The sequence below is a fragment of the Klebsiella huaxiensis genome, assembly GCF_003261575.2.
Taxonomy (GTDB): domain Bacteria; phylum Pseudomonadota; class Gammaproteobacteria; order Enterobacterales; family Enterobacteriaceae; genus Klebsiella; species Klebsiella huaxiensis.
Genome location: NZ_CP036175.1, coordinates 2,531,713 through 2,545,453, shown reverse-complemented (window position 1 = coordinate 2,545,453; position 13,741 = coordinate 2,531,713). Strand labels below are relative to the sequence as shown.

Annotated in this window: 13 protein-coding genes and 1 pseudogene; 4 read left to right on the top strand and 10 right to left on the bottom strand. The window is 59.0% G+C overall.

The window, feature by feature from the left end:
• Positions 1–119: 119 nt before the first annotated feature.
• From DA718_RS12125 to DA718_RS12085, 9 genes and pseudogenes are all read right to left on the bottom strand, one after another.
• Positions 120–350 (bottom strand): annotated as a pseudogene (locus DA718_RS12125) (hypothetical protein); the annotation flags it as partial.
• 60 nt (positions 351–410) lie between these two features.
• A complete protein-coding gene (locus DA718_RS12120) occupies positions 411–1,169 on the bottom strand; it encodes a purine nucleoside phosphorylase YfiH/LACC1 family protein (RefSeq protein WP_112213445.1) in 759 nt (252 codons plus the stop codon).
• Between the two features lie 259 nt (positions 1,170–1,428).
• Positions 1,429–2,625 carry a 3-(3-hydroxy-phenyl)propionate transporter MhpT gene (gene mhpT, locus DA718_RS12115; protein ID WP_112213444.1) on the bottom strand — a complete coding sequence of 399 codons (1,197 nt, stop codon included), beginning with the start codon at positions 2,623–2,625 and terminating at the stop codon, positions 1,429–1,431.
• Positions 2,626–2,699: 74 nt separating this feature from the next.
• The gene (mhpE, locus tag DA718_RS12110; RefSeq protein WP_112213443.1) at positions 2,700–3,716 is read right to left on the bottom strand and encodes a 4-hydroxy-2-oxovalerate aldolase; all 1,017 of its coding nucleotides are present in this window, start codon (positions 3,714–3,716) and stop codon (positions 2,700–2,702) included.
• Complete coding sequence (mhpF, locus tag DA718_RS12105) at positions 3,713–4,663, bottom strand: acetaldehyde dehydrogenase (RefSeq protein WP_112213442.1); 951 nt, start codon at positions 4,661–4,663, stop codon at positions 3,713–3,715. The genes mhpE and mhpF overlap by 4 nt, the downstream gene beginning before the upstream one ends.
• Positions 4,656–5,462 (bottom strand): 2-keto-4-pentenoate hydratase, encoded by an 807-nt coding sequence (mhpD, locus tag DA718_RS12100; protein WP_112213441.1) that lies wholly within the window; start codon positions 5,460–5,462, stop codon positions 4,656–4,658. Before mhpD ends, mhpF begins: the two co-directional genes overlap by 8 nt.
• 9 nt (positions 5,463–5,471) lie before the next feature.
• On the bottom strand, positions 5,472–6,338 hold the full coding sequence (mhpC, locus tag DA718_RS12095) for a 2-hydroxy-6-oxonona-2,4-dienedioate hydrolase (RefSeq protein WP_112213440.1): 867 nt from the start codon (positions 6,336–6,338) through the stop codon (positions 5,472–5,474).
• Between the two features lie 17 nt (positions 6,339–6,355).
• Positions 6,356–7,300, bottom strand: coding sequence for a 2,3-dihydroxyphenylpropionate/2,3-dihydroxicinnamic acid 1,2-dioxygenase (mhpB, locus tag DA718_RS12090; RefSeq protein ID WP_112213439.1), 945 nt, complete (start codon positions 7,298–7,300; stop codon positions 6,356–6,358).
• A gap of 1 nt (position 7,301) precedes the next feature.
• Complete coding sequence (locus DA718_RS12085; RefSeq protein ID WP_112213438.1) at positions 7,302–8,966, bottom strand: bifunctional 3-(3-hydroxy-phenyl)propionate/3-hydroxycinnamic acid hydroxylase; 1,665 nt, start codon at positions 8,964–8,966, stop codon at positions 7,302–7,304.
• Between the two features lie 190 nt (positions 8,967–9,156).
• Between DA718_RS12085 and DA718_RS12080 the strand changes: the two genes are divergently transcribed.
• From DA718_RS12080 to DA718_RS12065, 4 genes are all read left to right on the top strand, one after another.
• On the top strand, positions 9,157–9,963 hold the full coding sequence (locus DA718_RS12080; RefSeq protein ID WP_112213437.1) for a DNA-binding transcriptional regulator: 807 nt from the start codon (positions 9,157–9,159) through the stop codon (positions 9,961–9,963).
• Between the two features lie 98 nt (positions 9,964–10,061).
• Positions 10,062–11,123, top strand: a complete 1,062-nt coding sequence (locus DA718_RS12075; RefSeq protein WP_112213436.1) for an ABC transporter substrate-binding protein — start codon at positions 10,062–10,064, stop codon at positions 11,121–11,123.
• A complete protein-coding gene (locus DA718_RS12070) occupies positions 11,113–12,117 on the top strand; it encodes a FecCD family ABC transporter permease (RefSeq protein ID WP_112213435.1) in 1,005 nt (334 codons plus the stop codon). Before DA718_RS12075 ends, DA718_RS12070 begins: the two co-directional genes overlap by 11 nt.
• Positions 12,117–12,866 carry an ABC transporter ATP-binding protein gene (locus DA718_RS12065; RefSeq protein WP_112213434.1) on the top strand — a complete coding sequence of 250 codons (750 nt, stop codon included), beginning with the start codon at positions 12,117–12,119 and terminating at the stop codon, positions 12,864–12,866. Before DA718_RS12070 ends, DA718_RS12065 begins: the two co-directional genes overlap by 1 nt.
• Here the strand turns inward: DA718_RS12065 and DA718_RS12060 are convergent.
• Positions 12,850–13,590, bottom strand: coding sequence for a substrate-binding domain-containing protein (locus tag DA718_RS12060; protein ID WP_112213433.1), 741 nt, complete (start codon positions 13,588–13,590; stop codon positions 12,850–12,852). The genes DA718_RS12065 and DA718_RS12060 overlap by 17 nt on opposite strands.
• Positions 13,591–13,741 lie beyond the last annotated feature (151 nt).

Below are 13,741 nucleotides of genomic sequence, written 5' to 3'. Positions count from 1 at the left end.
GCTCCCGGGGGCGGCGCAAAGCGCCTGCCCGGGCTACAGGTCAACCGTCGTTTGTGAACCTGAATAATCCATGACTTTATCGCACCGCCCCGGGAGTTTCTCGGCACCTACCGAAATCAGGTCTCCGGCTGGTCGCGTAAAGTCTGGTAAGTGGATACCGCATCGGAATGAGTGTTGCCGAAAAAGTCATGCCACATGGCTTGGTTCGGCTTACCGAACATCATAATGGCGTCATCACCAGGCGTATGACGATAAGCGCAGACCACATGCGCTTGCGGGCCGGCATGAGCAGAAAAAGTACTGGCGGCCAGCAGCGGGGCGAGACTTAGAGCGAACGAGTTCAATTTCATTTTGCACTCCTCCTTGTTTGAAGGAGTGCAGAGATAGCAAACGCCCGCCGATGTTACACATCAGCAATCATCATTTCGTCTCATCGACACATCACTGTCCGGCTCGCGCATGATCCAGGAGTACTGGAACGACTTCTCTGCCGGCGTATGGGTACGGCGGCGAAACGACCCCAGCGACTGCGGCGTACAGTAGGTACAGCTCCCCAGCCACTCCATATTTTCATCCGGCACGCCCGCATTGCGCAGCAAAAGATAGGCAAAGGCTTGCAGGTCGAACCATACATTATCGCTGCTGGTCGCTTTCGCCCGAGCCCCCTCAGACGAGGCCTGATGAGGCTGAAAAATACGTTCACGATGGCGTTTTGCCAGTTCGCCCGCGGGCATTGCCCGCAGCATCTGATAAAAATCGCTGGAGACTTCGTAGCAACACGGATGAATATGCGGCCCGCTCACCACCACCAGCTCTTCGGGAGAAACCTGATAACGCCGAAACAGCGCGAGGCTATTTTCGATAATCCCGCTGGCCGCGCCGCGCCAGCCTGCGTGGACGCTACAGATATAATGCCCATCTCGCGAAGCCATCAGCAGCGGCAGGCAATCGGCGGTCACCACGCCCACCTTCTGCCCCCTGACGGCGGTAAACATCGCGTCGGCGTGGGGACGTTCGGCCTGCGGGGCCTGATAGTGATGTACGACGTTGCCGTGAACCAGCTTGACCGGTGCCATTTCGCCGTAGGGAAAGGCGGCAGTTTCATGAACATCGAGAAAGGCGTAGCGGATGCCGGGGATATCGCTCAATAAGCGGGATGTAAAAGACATGATGCTCGGAAGAATCAATGGATGATGATTTAACGTATGCCAAAGTGGGTGGATGCGCAAGGTAAGGTATCCTGCGGGCGACTTCCCCTTACCCTAACCCTCTCCCCAAAGGGGCGAGGGAACGGTTTTGAGCGCCTTTTTATTATGGCGCTCCCCCGGCTACAAGCGACAAGCGACAGGCGTCCGCAGTCCGGTAGCCCGGGCAAGGCGCAGCTTTTCCGCGCCGCCCCCGGGAATATCTCCGCACTGACCAAAATGTTCAGGCCAACGCCGCGCGCTTTTGTCGGCTCATCAGCCAGAACACCGCCGCACCTGCCAGCAAAATACCGGGAGCAGAAGCCGCCATCACGCCAAGGGTGCCGGTGCCCAGTGCGAGCATTTTTCCCGCCAGCAGCGGGCCGCTCATTGCCCCTAAACGCCCTATCGCCACCGCAGTCCCCACGCCGGTCGCGCGGATTTCGGTGCGATAAAACAGCGGCGCCAGGGCATACAGTACGCTCTGCCCGCCTGTGGCGAACAGCCCTGCGACGAATCCTGAAAACAGCATCGCGCCAAGAGACGATGCGGTGCCCAGCGCCAGCAGCGACGCCAGCATGCCGGTGTAGATCAGCAGCGACATCCACAGCGGGCTGAGCTTATCCATCAGCGCCCCCAGCAGCAGCGTGCCGCAGGCAGCACCAAACTGCAGAACAAACATCACGCCCGCCGCCTCGCTGGAGCTAAATCCCTGACCGACTAACAGCATCGGCAGCCAGTTAATCAGCATATACACCACCAGTAGCGTGAAGAAATAACACATCCACAGCAGCAACGTGGCGGTAGCGTTACCCGGCGCGAGCAGCGTGCGCAACGGTGCGCCTTCCACGCTGCGCCGAAAGACCGGCGATTCCGGCAGCCAGCGCATCAGTAATGGCACCAGCAGCAGCGGAACGACACCGCCAACCCAGAATACCGTTTGCCAGGCCGAAGCGAGACCGAAAAAACCCAGCGCCGCCGCCAGCGCAGCGCCAATCGGCACACCGCAATACATCAAGCTCACCGCCCTGCCGCGAAAGCGTGGTCCGGCGGCTTCCGAGGTTAAGGCAATCAGATTGGGTAACGCTGCGCCCAACCCAACGCCGGTCAACAGCCGTGCCAGCAGCAGCGTCGCGAAATCCCACGCCAGCGCGGTAGCGATGGAGAACAGGCCAAAGAGCAGAACCGAGCCCAGCAGAATACGCTTGCGGCCATAACGATCCGCCAGAATGCCGCCCACCAGCGCGCCGGGCAGCAGGCCGAGGATCCCGGCGCTGAAAATCCAGCCCATCTGCATTTTATCCAGCGCGAAGGCCTGCGCCATGCCGACGGCGGCAATGCCCGCCGCCTGCAGATCCAGCCCTTCCATCAGGGCCACCATAAAACAGAGCCCGACGGTTAACATCAGGCGTGAATTGCTTGCAGTCGTGGTTTTGGTCATAGGGTACCTTTGCGATATCCGGATAATCGGAGCAGGTGAATGGCGGCTGATACGTTGCCAGCCGCGCGTTTCTTCTATTTGTTACGATTAAGCAGGTCCAGCGCGACGTCGACGATCATATCTTCCTGACCGCCCACCATCCGCCGCTTGCCGAGTTCGACGAGAATATCCACCGCACTCAGGCCATAGCGCGCCGCCGCCACTTCGCTATGGCGCAGGAAGCTCGAGTACACCCCGGCATAGCCCAGCGCCAGCGTTTCGCGGTCAACGCGCACCGGACGGTCCTGTAGCGGGCGCACCAGCTCATCGGCGGCGTTCATTAAGGCGTAGAGATCGGTACCGTGGTTCCAGCCGAGTTTGTCGGCAGCGGCGATAAAGACCTCCAGCGGCGCGTTGCCTGCTCCGGCCCCCATCCCCGCGAGGCTGGCGTCGATACGGTCGCAACCCTCTTCCACCGCAGCGATGGAGTTGGCAACGCCGAGGCTCAGGTTATGATGCGCGTGCATACCGGTGGTGGTTTCCGGCTTCAGCACCGCCTTCAGGGCGCGGAAACGATCACGAATATCGTTCATATTCATCGCGCCGCCGGAATCGACCACGTAGATACAGGTCGCGCCGTAGGATTCCATTTTCAGCGCCTGCTGCGCCAGCTGTTCCGGGGTGGTCATATGGCTCATCATCAGGAAGCCAACGGTGTCCATCCCCAGCTCGCGGGCGAAGGCGATATGCTGCGCCGAGACGTCCGCTTCGGTACAGTGAGTGGCGACGCGCACCACCCGCGCCCCGGCCTGATAGGCGTTTTTCAGGTCGTGCAGGGTGCCAATACCGGGCAGCAGTAAAGTGGCGATTTTCGCCTGGCTGACCGATTCCGCTGCCGCTTCAATCCACTCCAGGTCGCTGTGCGCGCCAAAGCCGTAGTTAAAACTGGAGCCTTGCAGGCCGTCGCCGTGCGCCACTTCGATCGAATCCACCCCCGCACTGTCCAGCGCCCGGGCAATCTGGCGCACATTATCGAGTGAATACTGATGGCGAATGGCATGCATCCCGTCGCGCAGGGTTACGTCTGAGATATAGAGTTTTTTACCGTTCATACTACTTCTCCCGCTGCGCCGTTCATTGCCTGGGCCATTTTCTCCGCCGTTGCCAGCGCCGCCGAGGTCATAATATCGAGGTTGCCCGCGTAGGCTGGCAGGTAGTGCGCTGCCCCTTCGACTTCGAGATAAACCGCCGTTTTCAGGCCGGAGAAGCGGCCAATGCCCGGCAGGTTCACCGGCTTATCTTTCGGGATCACTTCAAACTGTACCTGCTGTTTCAGGCGGTAGCCCGGCACATAGGCCTGCACCGCCGCCGCCATTTTCTCAATCGAGGCGGCAATGTCCTGCTGCGACGCGTCTTCGCTTAACACATAAACGGTGTCGCGCATCATCAGCGGCGGCTCCGCCGGGTTCAGCACGATAATCGCTTTGCCCTTCGCCGCGCCGCCAACTTTTTCAATGGCCTGCGAGGTGGTTTCGGTAAATTCATCAATATTGGCCCGCGTCCCCGGACCGGCGGATTTGCTGGCAATCGAGGCGATGATTTCCGCGTAGTGCACTTTCGCTACCCGAGACACCGCGGCCACCATCGGGATGGTCGCCTGGCCGCCGCAGGTCACCATATTGACGTTGCCCTGTTGCAGATTGGCATCAAGATTGACCACCGGTACGCAGTACGGACCGATAGCCGCCGGAGTCAGATCGATAACGCGAATTCCCGGTTTGGCTTCGCGCAGCGCGGCGTCGTTTTTCACGTGCGCCCCGGCGCTGGTGGCATCGAAAACAAAATCAATGTCGGCAAATTCCGCCATCTGCATCAGACCGCCAACCCCTTCGTGGGTGGTGGCGACGCCCATGCGCCGGGCGCGGGCCAGACCGTCGGATTCCGGGTCGATACCGACCATCACCGCCATCTCCAGATGCTGCCCGTGGCGCAGAATTTTAATCATCAAATCGGTACCGATATTGCCGGAGCCGATAATCGCGACTTTACGTTTACGCATGACTGCCTTCCTCTCCGGCGACAAAACTGGCCGCCACTGAACCTAACCCCTCAATATGGGCTTCAAAACGATCGCCGGCGTTAATCGTCACCATCGGCCCCAGCGCACCCGTCAGCACGATATCGCCCGCCCGCAGCGGCTCGCCAAGGCTGGCCATTTTACGCGCCAGCCACACCGCCGCGTTCAACGGATGGCCCAGGCACTCGCTACCGCGTCCGCTGGAAACTTCCTCCTGATTGCGGGTCATGCGCATGGTGCAGTTTTTCAGATCCAGCCCCTCCGGTCGGCGCGCCGGGCTGCCGACAACGTAGACGCCGCAGGAAGCGTTGTCGGCTACCGTATCGACGAAACCAATCGACCAGTCGCGAATGCGGCTACCGACCACTTCCAGGGCGGGCACCACCCAGTCGATGGCGGCGTACAGCTCATCAAAGGTGGTGTCGGCATGCGGCAGATCGTGTTTAAGTACGAGAGCGATTTCGGCCTCCACTTTCGGCTGCAGGATGCGGGAAAACGGCACATTGGCGTTATCGCCGAAGCACATGTCGGCAAACAGAGTGCCAAAGTCCGGTTGGTCAACGCCCAGCTGCTGCTGCACTTTAGGATGGGTCAGCCCCACCTTACGCCCTACCACCCGGCGACCCATGGCGACGTGGTGCTGGACGTTGATGCGCTGAATGGCGTAGGCGGCTTCGGCGTTGTCGACGCCGAGAATATCGCGCAGCGGTTCAATGGCCTGCCCGTGGGTTTCCGCCTCACGCAGACGCTGCGCCAGTTGTTCAAGAGATAACGTGGTCATGATGATTCCTTAGGTCCGCGCCAGAAAATCGAGCACCAGCTGGTTGAAGCTCTCCGCGTGTTCCCACTGTGCCCAGTGGCCGCAGTCGCGATAGATGTGCAGTTCGGAACCGTTAATGCCCGCCAGCAAACGCAGCCCGGCGTCCATCGGCACGAAGCGGTCGTTGCGCCCCCAGACGATCAGAGTTTGGGCGCTAATTTCGCCGAGGCGCGGGCTAAAATCCGGGAACTGCTTCGGATTGGCTTCCAGACTTTTAACGAAATTTTCCAGGTGATCCCGCCGCGACAGCATATTGTTAAGACGCGCTTCAAACAGCGCTTCGGTCAGATCGCGGGTATCAAAGACAAAGATGTTCATCATCTTTTTCAGGTTTTCGATGGTCGGTTCGCGGTACAGGCCGTTCAGCAACTTGATCCCTTCCGTCGGCATCGGCGTAAACAGGCTCATGCCGCCGGTTCCGCCGCCCATCAGCACCAGTTTGCCAACGCGTTCTGGCCAGCTCAGGGTAAAGGCCACTGCGCTGTGGCCGCCCATGGAGTTGCCCAGCAGATGCACTTTGCTGATATCCAGTTGGTCAATAACGCTTTTCAGCACCTGGGCGTTGAGGTCGGAACGGGAACCACCGTTGATGATAGAGTCGCTTTTTCCCCAGCCGGGGCAGTCCAGCAGAATCACCCGATAGCCCGCCTCGACCAGCGGATCGATATTGCGGCTGAAGTTAGCCCAGCCGGTAGCGCCGGGGCCGGAGCCGTGCAGCAGGACCACGGTTTCATCGCCCTGACCGCAGTCGTTAAAGTGAATGCGTAAGGTTTTTCCGTCCTCTTCAACGTTGAGAAAACGGCTGGTAGCGGCTTCGGTTTGTGGTTGGTAACTCATGATATTCTCCCGTTAATTCAGTTCTGCGTGGAGGCGCTCAGCGAGCCAAATCCGGCAATCCACTCGGGGATTGGCCGGTAGTAGCGGCCTTCGCTGCGCCAGTTGCCAAAGGCGGATAGCGCAGCAAAGGCGGCCACCCAGGTTTTAATCTCGTGCGTCGATTTACCCGCCATCGCCGACAGCTCTTCGTTACTCACGGCGTCCAGCTCAGCCAGTCGTCCCTGCTCCAGCAGGCTCATAAAGCGGTTATCCCAGATGGGGTTGAGCGGATAGAGCGAGTTTTGATCCTTAATAAACTGCTTCGCCGCGCCGATTACCCGTTGCTGACGCAGCTCGCGCTCATCAGGCGGCAGTTGTTTGCCGCTGCCCAGCAGCCGGTCGCGCATATGGGCATCGGCTTTCGCCAGCTCCGGGACCGGCGGCTGGTGCGAAAGCCCGCCGGAGCCGAGGATCAGCACGCGTTTATTGAGGGTGGTAAGAAAGCGGCCGATGGCTTCGCCCAGCATCCGGGTGCGCTGAAACCCCGGCAGCGGCGTCGCCACGCCGTTGATAAACACCGGCAGAACCGGCAGCTTATCCAGCCCACCGAGCAGGAACTCCAGCGGCTGGGCAAAGCCGTGATCCACCTGCATACAGTAAGAAACCGTGAGGTCGATGCCGTCCTTCATCACCGCATGCGCGCAGGCTTCCGCCAGCGCTGTCGGTACCGGCAGTTCGCCGCTGGCGCTGGTGAAATCGCCGATAGAGGTCGCGCCAATGCCTAGACAGAACGGCGGCATGACGTCGTAGAAAAAGCCGTTGTAGTGGTCCGGGGCAAACAGCACCACCAGCTCGGGGTCGAAGGCGGCAATTCGCGCTCGCGCGTCGGCTATCACACCGTTGACCTCGTCCAGTACCGCCTGTTCCGGATCAACGTAGCCCACCAGCGGGGTATGCGAGAGACAATGAAGATAAGCATTCATATCAGGCCACCTTTTCCATCGTTGTTGTGGATGGCGCGGGTGCCAGCTGCATTTTGCTCGCCAGCGCATCAAGCTTATTGCCCAGGGTTTGCGGTATTGCCACGGTGGCGACGAAGCGGTCCGGACGCACGACGGCGATGGCGGTATCGTGCTGCGCAAACCAGCTTTTCAGACGGTTTTGCGTGTCGCCGAGGCGGATAACGCCGGGCACGTTGTCCTGGTCGCAATGAATCTGTACCTCCGGTACCACCTGGATAAAACGCACCCCGACAGCGTGCCAGCGGGAAATCTGTTCTTCATTTAGTCCCCAGAGCGGGTTGCAACCCCAGCAGAGGATGGCGAAGTTCGCGCCAATCACCTCATCCAGCAGCGTGACCTGACCGTTCTCAAGCGTCACCTTTGGCTGGATAAACATTTTGCCAACCGGGGAGCTTTTACCTTCATCTTCCGCCAGCAGCGCGCCGTCACGATACTGCGGCATCGGCTTGAAGCGCATTTCGAGGAAGTAGCGTTTGACCGGCGGCAGATAGTTGAGTAACCACGAGATACCGTCGCGTACTGCGCCGTGCCAGCGTTTCGGCGGTGCCAGGACGTTACCGGCAGTGACCGACAGGTCGATCATCGCTTTCGCGTGGTCCCGTCGCTCCTGTTGGTAGCTATCGAGCAGCGACTCTCCGGCTTTGCCGTTCACCACCAGCGCCAGCTTCCACGCCAGATTGAAGGCATCGCGCATGCCGCTGTTGTAACCTTGCCCCTGCCAGACCGGCATGATGTGCGCGGCGTCGCCCGCCAGCAGTATGCGATCCACGCGAAAGCGTTCGGCAATGCGCGCGTTATGGGTATAGACGCGCTGGCGGATCAGTTCGACGTGGTCCGGATCCGGTAGTACCTTGCTCAACAGTTGGCGCATATTGCCCGGCTCGCTAAGCTGGGCTTCGGTTTCACCGGGCATCACCATAAATTCAAATCGCCGAACGCCATGTGGCAGCGCGGCGGAGACGTACGGGCGCACCGGATCGCAGCACAGATAGACGTGCGGAGTGGCCAGAGGATCATTAGCGATATCGATAACAATCCACTGATTCGGCGCGGTTTTCCCTTCAAAGGGAATATTCAGCGTGCGGCGAATAATGCTGGCACCGCCGTCGCAGGCCACCAGCCAGTCGGCGCGTACGGTTTCGTGCTCGCCATCGCTGCCTTGCAGATTTAACGTGACACCGTCACTATCCTGACTGAAGGCTTCAACTTCGCGGGAAAACAGGCAACGGACGTGGGGAAAACGACTGAGGCCTTCGTACAGCACCCCGTCAACCTGCGGCTGAATAAAGGCGTTACGCCGCGACCAGCCAAACTCGTCGGTCATCGGTTGAATATCGGCGAAGCAGCGCCCTTTCGGAGTCAGAAAGCGCATGGCGTGCCACGGCGTGGTGTGCGGCAGCACGTTGTCCACCAGTCCGACGGCCTGCATCGCCCGCAGCGCCTCATCGTCGATACCGATGGCGCGGGGGTAATCGATCAGTGAATCCAGCTTCTCAATCAGCAGCACGCTGACGCCCATTTGCCCCAGGTAGTTGGCGATCATCAGACCAACAGGGCCAGCACCGGCAATCGCCACCTGGGCGGTATGCTGCACGGCCGGTTGGATATCAGGATTAGATGTTGTCATTTTCAAAACCTCACGCTTCGGACAAATTGCCGCTATCTGGAAAACATCAATGCGGCCATTTGTTAATTAAATGTGAATATATTTTTATAGTGAGGTCAGTATAGGTTTGGTAATTTGCGCTACAATCAAAACATCATCAGATGTGCACCAGGTGCACATGATTGTTTAAAATGATTTTTATCGAGGCAACATGAGCGAAAATTCGTCAGCAGATTACAAGACGGTACGCGGATTAAGCCGCGGATTATTGTTATTAAATTTGTTAAATAAATTCGACGGAGGCGCGACGGTTGGCACCCTGGCCGAGTTTAGCGGCCTGCATCGCACCACCGTCAGACGACTGCTGGAAACGCTACAGGATGAGGGATATGTTCGCCGCAGCCGCTCCGATGATAGCTTTCGATTGACGATTAAAGTTCGTCAGTTAAGTGAGGGATTTCGTGACGAACATTGGATTTCTGCCCTCGCCACGCCGCTGCTTGGTGAGCTTTTGCGGGAGGTTCTATGGCCTACCGACATCACCACGCTTGACGTCGATGCGATGGTGGTGCGCGAAACCACCCACCGCTTCAGCCGCCTCTCCTTCCACCGTGCGATGGTCGGCCGCCGTCTGCCGCTGCTGCTGACGGCGTCCGGGCTGACCTGGCTGGCCTTCGCCCCGGAACATGAACGAAACCCAATCATCGAGATGCTGGCCGCGCGCCCGGAAGCGGAGTACCAACTGGCGCGTGAGCCGGAAAAACTGACCACCATTCTCGAACGCACCCGGCAAAACGGCTACGGTGAGAACTTTCGCAGCTGGCAGCAGGAGGAAAAAATCGCCTCAATTGCCGTCCCTATCCGTAGCCAACAGCGGGTTATTGGCTGCCTGAACCTCGTATATATGGCCAAAGCCATGACCATCGACCAGGCGGCACAAAAGTATCTCGCCTCATTGCAAAAAGTGGCCAGCCAGCTCGAAGAACGCATGGCCGATGAAGAGGTTTTTTACGAATAGCCTTGTCCTGAAGGGGTAAATGGCCCGGTAATAATTGCGCTCGGCGTCGCTATATATTTTAATGCATAGCGATAATCCTTATATAACCGAGCCATTCCATGTCAAAACAGCCGCGTTTTCTCCTCGCACTGACGCTTTTCAGCGCCAGCCTGTTCACCAGCCAGGCTTTTGCCGACCGTACCGTCACCGACCAGTTGGGCCGAGAGGTCACCCTCCCCGACCACGTCACCCGCGCCGTGGTGCTTCAGCACCAGACCTTAAACCTGCTGGTGCAGCTTAACGCCGCTGACGATATTGTCGGCGTGATGAGCAGTTGGAAAAAGCAGCTCGGCCCGCAGTTTGCCCGCTTTATGCCGGGTATTGAGAAACTGCCGATGCCGGGCGATCTGACTCAGGTCAATATCGAGAGCCTGCTGGCGCTGCATCCGCAGGTGGTCTTCGTCGCCAACTATGCGCCGCAGGCGATGATCCAGCAGATCCAGAACGCCGGGATCCCGGTGGTGGCCGTCTCGCTGCGCCAGGATGCCGCTGGCGAGAAAAACAAAATGAACCCGACGATGGCCGATGAAGAGCAGGCCTACAACGAGGGCCTGAAACAGGGTATTCGCCTGATTGGCGAAGTGGTCGATCGCAAAACGCAGGCCGAAGATCTGATTAACTACACCTTTAGCGCCCGTAAGCAGGCCAATGCGTCGGTCGCCGATATCCCGGAAAACCAGCGGGTGCGCGTATATATGGCCAATCCGGATCTCAACACCTATGGTTCAGGTAAATATACCGGCCTGATGATGACGCACGCCGGGGCGCTGAACGTCGCTGCCGCCAGCGTGAAAGGTGCACGCCAGGTTTCGCTGGAGCAGGTGTTGCAGTGGAACCCTGAGGTGATTTTTGTCCAGGACCGCTATCCGGACGTCGTCAAACAGATCCAGAACGACCCGCAGTGGCAAAACATTGACGCGGTGAAAAACCACCGCGTGTGGCTGATGCCGGAATACGCCAAGGCGTGGGGCTACCCGATGCCGGAAGCGCTGGCTATTGGCGAACTGTGGATGGCGAAAAAGCTCTACCCGTCCCGCTATAACAACGTCGATGTTGATGCGAAAGCGCAGGATTACTATCAGCGTTTCTATCGCGTGAAGTGGACCCCAGATGCTCAGTAATCGCCACCCGGCCCTGCTGCAATGTACCCTCGCGCTGGTTACGCTGTTAATTGCCGTCGCTTCAATCTGTTTTGGCCAATATCCATTAAGTCTGGCGGAAGTTTTCCGCCAGTTGGCGCATCTTTCGCCCATTGACGGCGTGGCCGGACAGGTTGTCTGGTCAGTGAGGCTGCCAAGGATTGTGATGGCGCTGCTGGCCGGCGGCGCGCTGGGGCTGTGCGGAGCCACCTTACAGGGAGTGTTCCAGAACCCGCTGGTGGATCCGCATATCATCGGCGTCACCTCCGGATCCGCTTTCGGCGGTACGCTGGCGATTTTGCTGGGGCTTAATACCGTTCTGATGATGACCTCAACCTTTTTCTTCGGTCTTGCCGCGCTGATTCTGGTGTACCTGATTGCCGCGCTTCAGGGTCGGGAAAGCACGCTGGTGCTGATCCTCTCAGGGATTATCCTCAGCGGATTTTTTGCTGCCCTGGTGAGCCTGATGCAGTACCTGGCCGATACTGAAGAAACGCTGCCGAATATTGTGTTCTGGCTGCTCGGTAGCTTCGCCACCGCCAACTGGCACAAAGTGCTGATCATGGCAATTCCAGTGGGTTGCGCGGCGGCGGTGCTCTTTAAGCTGCGCTGGCGGATCAACCTGCTGGCGCTGGAGGACAAAGATGCGCGCGGGCTGGGGGTTTCCGTTACCGCTTTACGTCGCGGCGTGCTGGTATGCTGCGCAGTGCTGGTTGCCGCCCAGGTGGCGGTAAGCGGCAGCATTGCATGGGTCGGACTGGTTATTCCGCATCTGGCGCGGCTGCTGGTGGGGGCCGATCATCGGCGTCTTCTGCCCACCGCCTTCTGGCTTGGCGGCGGTTTTATGATTGTCGTCGATGACCTTGCCCGTACGCTAACCCAGGCCGAAATCCCCATTGGCATTATTACTGCCCTGCTTGGCGCGCCGCTGTTCACTTATCTGCTGGTACATTCACGGCGCAGAGGGGCATTCTGATGACGCTTTCCTTGCGTTTAACCGACCTGTTATATGGTCATAGCCAGCCGCTGTTTACGCCGTTGAGTTTACAGTGCTGTTCCGGCGATATCTGGGCGGTACTCGGCGCAAACGGGCGCGGCAAAAGCACCCTGCTTGATACGCTGACCGGGGTGCTGACGCCGCTCGGCGGTCAGTTTACCTGCGAGGGCGGTATTGCTATTGTGCCGCAATCTTTTCGCCCGGCTTTTAGCTGGCAGGTGCGCGACGTGGTGCTGATGGGCCGTGCCCGCCACGTCAATCTGTTCGCTCAGCCGTCAGCGGAAGATGAGCGCCAGGTGCAGGAAGCGCTGATGCAGCTCGGCATCGCGTCGCTGGCCGGTAAGGTGTTTCGTTCGCTATCCGGCGGCCAGCAGCAGCTGGTGCTGATCGCCAGAGCGCTGGTGGGAGCCAGCCAGAATATCCTGCTGGATGAACCCTGCTCGGCGCTGGATCTGGCCAACCAGCAGGTGGTACTGCAATTAATCAGCGACCTCGCCCACCGCCAGCGGCGCACTGTGGTGTTTACCACTCACGACCCGACCCATGCTCTGCAGGTAGCAAGCCATACCTTGCTTCTGTTACCGGATGGGCAATGGCTGGCAGGCGAATCCACCAACGTGCTGACGGAAGAGAACCTTCAGCGCGCTTATGGTTTACCGGTGCGCAAAATCAATCATCCCGGATCGGCGGTTCCGCTGCTGGCCCCGCAGTTTACCATTCATCGTTGATAGCTAAAAAACCGGCGTTTTTCAGGAAGCGCTGGCCCTCTGCGCCGAGGATAAAGCGGCACAGCTGCTGCGCACCGGCGCTCTGTTCAATCTGCGCCAGCTGATAGTCACAGCAAATATTCCACGACGGCGGTATGACGAGGGTACGTAGGCCATCGCACGCCGTCATCTGCGTAGCGTAATGCGCATAGCCAATAAACAAATCGGCTAAGTTTTCGCGAATCAGCCACGCTCCGGCGGTTTCACCGGCAGGTATGATAAGAGAGTCTCTTCCCCCCACCAGTTGCTGAGCGCGGGCCATAATGGCGCCCCCCACGCCGGGGCAACGTTGTTCAATCAGGGAAAAAAGCTGCCAGGTATAGTCACCCGACGGGTCGCAGCCCGGAGTGGAGGTTGCCAGGCGTAAGCTCGGATCGCTGAGAAGCGCCAGCCAGTCCCGCCGGTCTGTTTCCGCGCCGCGCCGGGCAGTCAGCATAAGCTGATTACGGGCGAACGAATGGCACTCCCCGGCCAGCCCGGCCTGGCGCAGCGCCTGCGGATGCTGAACGTTGGCTGAAGCAAACACCGAACAGGGTTCTCCGGCCTCAATGCGCTCGCGCAGCAGGCCTGCTGGACCAAAATGAACATCGACCGGGATGCCGGTTTGCTGCTGAAAGCGTACCAGCAGCGGGATAAAAGCACTTTTCAGGCTTCCCGCCGCCAGCAGCGTTAAAGAGATGGTCATAAGAACAATCGCTCTACCCTAAATAATTCGAGTTGCGTGAAGGCGGCAAGTGAGAAAATCCCCAGGAGCTTACTGAAGTAAGTGACTGGGGTGAACGAACGAAGCCAACGTACAAGCAACTTGAAGTATGACGGGTATATAAAACGGAAAA

Excerpts from the sequence above, each read along its gene's own strand:
- mhpT (WP_112213444.1), bottom strand. The coding sequence starts at position 2,625 with ATGACCAAAACCACGACTGCAAGCAATTCACGCCTGATGTTAACCGTC.
- mhpF (WP_112213442.1), bottom strand. The coding sequence starts at position 4,663 with ATGCGTAAACGTAAAGTCGCGATTATCGGCTCCGGCAATATCGGTACC.
- DA718_RS12085 (WP_112213438.1), bottom strand. The coding sequence starts at position 8,966 with ATGACAACATCTAATCCTGATATCCAACCGGCCGTGCAGCATACCGCC.
- mhpE (WP_112213443.1), bottom strand. The coding sequence starts at position 3,716 with ATGAACGGTAAAAAACTCTATATCTCAGACGTAACCCTGCGCGACGGG.
- DA718_RS12075 (WP_112213436.1), top strand. The coding sequence starts at position 10,062 with ATGTCAAAACAGCCGCGTTTTCTCCTCGCACTGACGCTTTTCAGCGCC.
- DA718_RS12065 (WP_112213434.1), top strand. The coding sequence starts at position 12,117 with ATGACGCTTTCCTTGCGTTTAACCGACCTGTTATATGGTCATAGCCAG.
- DA718_RS12080 (WP_112213437.1), top strand. The coding sequence starts at position 9,157 with ATGAGCGAAAATTCGTCAGCAGATTACAAGACGGTACGCGGATTAAGC.
- mhpC (WP_112213440.1), bottom strand. The coding sequence starts at position 6,338 with ATGAGTTACCAACCACAAACCGAAGCCGCTACCAGCCGTTTTCTCAAC.
- DA718_RS12120 (WP_112213445.1), bottom strand. The coding sequence starts at position 1,169 with ATGTCTTTTACATCCCGCTTATTGAGCGATATCCCCGGCATCCGCTAC.
- DA718_RS12060 (WP_112213433.1), bottom strand. The coding sequence starts at position 13,590 with ATGACCATCTCTTTAACGCTGCTGGCGGCGGGAAGCCTGAAAAGTGCT.
- mhpB (WP_112213439.1), bottom strand. The coding sequence starts at position 7,300 with ATGAATGCTTATCTTCATTGTCTCTCGCATACCCCGCTGGTGGGCTAC.
- mhpD (WP_112213441.1), bottom strand. The coding sequence starts at position 5,462 with ATGACCACGTTATCTCTTGAACAACTGGCGCAGCGTCTGCGTGAGGCG.
- DA718_RS12070 (WP_112213435.1), top strand. The coding sequence starts at position 11,113 with ATGCTCAGTAATCGCCACCCGGCCCTGCTGCAATGTACCCTCGCGCTG.